Source organism: Syntrophomonas sp. UBA1041 (assembly GCF_002316705.1).
In the GTDB taxonomy this organism is placed as follows: domain Bacteria; phylum Bacillota; class Syntrophomonadia; order Syntrophomonadales; family Syntrophomonadaceae; genus DTU019.
This window is the reverse complement of record NZ_DCEA01000062.1, coordinates 1852-7453: the sequence shown is the minus strand read 5'-3', so window position 1 is coordinate 7453 and position 5602 is coordinate 1852. Positions and strand designations below refer to the sequence as shown.

Annotated in this window: 3 protein-coding genes and 1 pseudogene; all 4 read right to left on the bottom strand. The window is 51.1% G+C overall.

Going from position 1 to position 5602, the window contains the following annotated elements:
* A pseudogene (locus tag B2633_RS08810) lies at positions 1-260 on the bottom strand (glycosyltransferase family 4 protein); the annotation flags it as partial.
* Positions 257-1387, bottom strand: coding sequence for a glycosyltransferase family 4 protein (locus B2633_RS08805; protein WP_483170231.1), 1131 nt, complete (start codon positions 1385-1387; stop codon positions 257-259). The pseudogene B2633_RS08810 and the gene B2633_RS08805, both read right to left, overlap by 4 nt.
* A 98-nt stretch (positions 1388-1485) precedes the next feature.
* On the bottom strand, positions 1486-3012 hold the full coding sequence (gene wbaP, locus B2633_RS08800; protein WP_483170230.1) for an undecaprenyl-phosphate galactose phosphotransferase WbaP: 1527 nt from the start codon (positions 3010-3012) through the stop codon (positions 1486-1488).
* A 34-nt stretch (positions 3013-3046) separates the two neighbouring features.
* Entirely contained in the window at positions 3047-5485 is a 2439-nt protein-coding gene (locus B2633_RS08795; RefSeq protein ID WP_483170229.1) for an O-antigen ligase family protein, read from the bottom strand.
* Between the last annotated feature and the right edge of the window lie 117 nt (positions 5486-5602).

Sequence of the window (5602 nt, the reverse complement as noted above, 5' to 3'; positions counted from 1 at the left end):
ACCTCGAAATCGCTTAAATCGAACTGTTCAATGGCATACGGAAAAAAGGGCAGGTAAGAACGATACCTTTTTATCACCCCCGGCCTCTGCAACAGAGAGGCTTCAACCCGGGACAGGTCAAAACCCAGGGCCTCCAGGCTGGAAGCTCTATAAAGCAGGGTATATAAGGGTGCTTCCGGATACAGTTGATGAAACGATTGCAGGCACTTTTCAGCTCCGCCCGGCTCGACTACCCAGTCATGTATTAAAGCTATTTTCATAATTTAAATCCTTTGGCAACTTCCTGATAAACTGTCATGGTTGCTGTGGCGGTATTCTGCCAGTTAAACAAAGCCGCCCGGCCACAGCCTTTAAACCCTAAACTTTTCCGCAAATTCTGGTCAGAAAGCAGAAGTTCAACCTTGCCGGCGATATCAGCAGCTTGTGTTGGGTCGACGTAAAGACCCGCATCCCCGACCACCTCCGGCAAGGATGCGGTATTGGATACTACCACGGGGGTTCCACAGGCCATGGCCTCCAGAGGCGGCAAGCCAAAGCCTTCGAAAAGCGAAGGGAAGACCAGCATCTCAGCGCCGCAGTACAGGCGGTGCAAATCTTCATCCGAACAGTTCTCATATTCGCGGATCATGTTTAGTCCCAGCTGGTGCTTGGTGATATCCACCTCGTCAGGCAAGGTCAAGCGCTTGCCGGCGATAACCAGCTGAAGCTCCGGGTGTTTTTCCAGCAGCATGGCATAGGCCTGCAACAATCCTTTTAGATTCTTATGCGGGGCCCGGTTGCCCACAAACAATATATAGCGATGCAGATGATGCCTGCCCCTAAATGCGTCTATTTCTTGCTGCGGCCGGGGAAAAAAATCAGGCGACACACCTAAAGGTATAACCCGGATCTTTTCCTGTAATGCCCGGCTGGGATAATCCTGCAAAAGGTCGTTTGCGGTAGCCGGGGATATGGCGATTACCCTTCCGGCCTTTTTTAGGCTGTTCTTTAATACCATTACACCCGCAGCAATTTGGAGATGGTTGCGCGGCGCCTGGCGTTTAAAAGGAATCAGGTCGTGTATAGTAATCACACTGTTTGCCGGCAAGTTCCAGGGTGCGTTGAAATGGGGTATGTGCACCACATCTACATCGGCGTGTTTTCTAATAATCTGCCGGCCCTGCACTTGTTCAGAGACACTATAAATCGGGGCTTCAAAACTTGCAGCCTCGGTTTGCCTCCGCTGAGCCGTATCCAGGCTTTTAATCAATTCCTGATTGTGGCCTGATAACCCAGCCAGCACCACTTGCAGCTGTGGATAGGCTTTGAGCATGGTGAAAGTCAGCATGTGTATATACCGGCCTATGCCGGAATTTTGAATCATACGGCTATCTAATAATACCCGCATAGGTTGAAAAATTCTCTCCTAGTCCATAATTTTGTGCCGGTTGGACTTATCAAAGAGGCCTCCAGTTCAAGTCAACGCCCGTAAGCCGTCAGTTCCCATTAGTATGCTCCTTTACGGTTTAAAACAACCCCTATGGTCCTAAACAGCAGAGAAATATCCATCCACAATGACCAGTTGCGCACATACCATGATTCCATCAAGACCCGCTCCTGGTAATCAATATCATTGCGGCCGCTTACCTGCCATAGCCCGGTGATGCCGGGCAAGACCATCATATATTCCCGGGCCATATCACCAAAGCGTTCCATTTCTTCGGCTACTATGGGACGCGGCCCTACCAGACTCATCTCCCCTTTAAGCACGTTAATCAGTTGAGGAATTTCATCCAGGCTGGTTCGGCGTAGAATCCGCCCGATCCGGGTCACCCGGGGATCATCTTTGAGTTTGAAGTCCCGGTTCCATTGTTCTTGCAGATCAGGATTGTTTTTAAGCAACTGAGGCAATAACTCCTGGGCATTTATCACCATACTGCGAAATTTGTAACATTTGAATACCACACCGTTCTTGCCCAGTCTTCTATGGGCAAATACCGCCGCTCCCGGGCTTTCCAGGCGGATCAATGCCGCTAAAAGCAAGAGCAGCGGCGCCAGCAACAGCAGCAGCAAACCGCCCACAATGACATCAAAAGCCCTTTTACTGATCACATTGGCGCGGCTGGCCAGATTGTTGCGTGTTCTGAAGGCCAGCAGGCGTTCATTGAAGAAGTATTCGGCTTCTCCACCAATGACCGGAATACCTGCCAAATCGGGCACCACCAGAATGGAACGAGTATACGGCTGGACCTGGTTGACGGCTGAAACCAGCTGCGCTCCTGGCAAATCCGGCGCCGCTATCACCACATGCCGAATCCCATGCCTTTTGAGTACTAAGGGCAAATCCTCTATAATTCCTAAAATCGGGTATTCCTGATCATTTATAATTATGGGATCCGTATCGTCTGCAGCAGTCACCCCAACCAAGCCACAAACTGTATAACCCAGGTAACGGTCCCTGGATAAGGCCTCCACAATCATCCGCGCCTGCGGCCCGGTGCCGGCTATGAGGCAGGGTTCATTCCACAAACCGGCACTACCCAGTACAGTTTTGGCTAAAAATCGTCCCAATGGCACTGCCGGAAGGGCTAATAGATATCCCCCCAGCAATACGGTTCTGGAAACCTCCCCGCCCAGTTTCATTAAAGAAACCGCAGCAAACGCCAGTATAAAGGTCAGGGTCAGCGCTCGGATCACTTTTCTGCTCTCTTGCCAGAAAGGCAGGCGTGCCGTATATAGACCTTCATAATACATGCACAGCAAATATAATCCCAGAAAAGCCAAGCTGTAATCGGCCAGATGCGCGGGGAGGCTGTCGGGAAAGTGCGGGTATATTAAAGGCAGGAGCCGGAGTCTGACCTGTATGCTGGCTGCCATCACCACCGCCATGCTGAAGATATCCAAGGCGGTCAGGGCGATGATGACTACGAGTTTACGCAGCATCTGGGGCATGGTCAGCCAGGCCATGGAGTTCAGGGTTTCCAGGACCTCGGGGCTGTGGTCGTCTATGGTTCCGGCATCAAGGTGGTTCATATTTCATCCCGCTATTCTAACGTCATCAGTTAAGTTATTTCAACTCATCCCACTGCATCATGTCATGATACAAATCAACCGTGTACTTGTCAGGCCTGCTATCCAGTAAAGCCTGCGCTTCCAGCCTGTGGCCCTGCCTGCTCAGAGAGGCCGCATAAACCGCCTGGAGATCTGCCATTACCCGGTTGGGCTTTTGATTACTCTTAAGCAAGTCCTGATAGATTGGCTCCACCATTCCTATGGCTTCTTGATACTGACCCCGCAGGTAATAAACCCGGGCCATATTCAGTGCTATTTTGGGCGTGATCATTAGCTCGTTGCCCTGCCAGAAGGACTGACTCTTTTTTAAACGAGCCTGCTGTTCTTCGATGCTCAGCGGTATTTGCATGAGGGCATCACAATACTCTGTTACTCGTTTATCGCCGTTTTTATAGGCAAACTCGGCGGCCTTCCACAGTAGTTCCGCCCGGCCTTCGTAGTTGCCTATATCCAGCGGGTTGGCAGCAGTAGTGCGATCCAGTCTGGCCATGATAAGCGAAAAATCGTTCATCAAGGCTGCCGCGTCTACCAGCTGACTTTGAATAACCATATTGCCGGGGGAAAGCTTATCAGCCCTGACCATGGCCGCTAAGGCGTTCTTGTACAATAGGGTCAGATCCTGATCCTCTTGGCCCTGGAGCAGGTTATATTGCTCGGCATAAACCGTTGCCAGTTCGGAGTGATACAATCCATCCCAGGGATATACATCAATGGCCTTTTGGTACTGCCGCGCCGAGCGGTCAAAGGCCCGCTGTTTATCAACGACATCTGATAGCTCATAGGCCTGTACAGCCAAATCACGGCCTGATTCAGCCTTTTGAAAAGCGGCCAGGGCGCTGGCTCCCATAATAAAGATGAATATTCCCAGCAAGACGGACAGAGCTGCGGCTGGCCAGCCCGAAAAACTATATCCTGCTGCCTTTCCGGTCATTATATAGGCAGCATTTATCATGGCCATCAGAGATAACCAGATAATACTCAAAGCAGGCAGAGAAAAGTCGAAGTCGATACTGGCGTGTAAACCCATGGTGATGGCCGTGGCCGCACATCCCCATACCAGCATCCACCTATCCCCGGCAAAAAATTTTTCTGAGTCTGAGCGGATTTGCTCTCTCCAGTTCCGGTATATTGAGACTAAGGACCAGAACATAGCCAGCCAGATGCCTACAAAGGCCAAAAATCCTACTGTACCAGCCTCTACCCAAACTTGCACGAAATGATTATGTACGGTTTTGGTCCAGAACAGGTAATCCTGATAGCGATGGTAGAGGCCGTCCCATCCCCCTGCTCCAGCCCCGAAAATGGGATAGTCCTTGACTATGTTCATGCCCCAGCGCATAAAATCCATCCGGGTGACATAGCTGGCATTACCGGACTGCCCTATTTCCCCTAATTCCTTGATCACCGCATGCGATATTCCCAGGCCGCTATTCAGGAATACCAGGCCCAGTGCCACCACTACCAGGGAGCATCCCGCACCTATAATCAATTTGCCTTTAGGGTGGTTCTTAATGAAATAGACTCCCGCCTCCCACAACAGGTATACTGCGGCAGCTGCTGCCATCCCGGCTATAATGAAGATCAACCCGCTTTGCGGGCGGGGGCCCAAGGCCGCCGGCAGGAACCGGTTGCCGACCGCGAAGGCAACCAGACCCAGTCCGCCCAGGAAATAAACGGTTTTTAACCTTCGCCAGCCCGGCATACCCATGACCAGGATCAATCCTCCCAAAGCCAGAGTCAGCCAGGCGCCTTTGGAAATAGTTGCGAAAACAATAACCTGCAGAAAGTAAACCAAGAGGCTGCAGCCCAATTGCCCGGGCCACTTGCCATCCCTGGTCAAAAGGGACAATGCCAGTATGCTCATGGCTGCCAGGAATGCGGCGGTGGCGTTGTGATATTGCAGGCTGGAATTAATATAACCCTCATCGAAAGCGTCGGGATAAACCGCAAAGCCGCTGGCTGCCAGGATACCTATAATTCCCACCCCAACCGCGGCTAAAAGCATGACCTGGGCCAATCTTTCCAGACGGAGGTGATCAGTGATGACCTGCCCTACCAGCCAGTAGATCATAAAATAGTTAAAGGCCTGCAAGGAGCCATACAAGGCATCTCCGAAATGCACCGCCGTTATCAGGGACAGGGCATAGGCTACGGCGAAGGCCAGAGCTGCCCAGTCCAGAGGGCTGCGGATCAATCTCAAATCCCCGCGCCTCCACTTCATTACCCAAAAACCAATAAACACCACCGCGGTAATAATATGAGCGGTAAACATAGCCCGGGGAAAGAACAGCCCTCTAAAAAAGAGCGGATAGGCCACCAACAAGGCTACTATGGCAAACAGCAGCCAATCACGCCACAGATCCCGCACAGGGGCTGTTGCGGATGCAGTTTCCCGCTTTATCCCGGTTTTTAATGCTTTCTCCTTCTTACCCAATATATCTCTCTCCTCAATATATCCCGCTTCTGTCGGCAATTTAAGAAGCTGATCATAACCTGTTTATTCCATAAAAATTGAATATCTCCTTTTATTAGACGATAAAATCCCTGTCTG

Coding starts and splice junctions, on each gene's coding strand:
- wbaP (WP_483170230.1), bottom strand. CDS start 3,012: ATGAACCACCTTGATGCCGGAACCATAGACGACCACAGCCCCGAGGTC.
- B2633_RS08805 (WP_483170231.1), bottom strand. CDS start 1,387: ATGCGGGTATTATTAGATAGCCGTATGATTCAAAATTCCGGCATAGGC.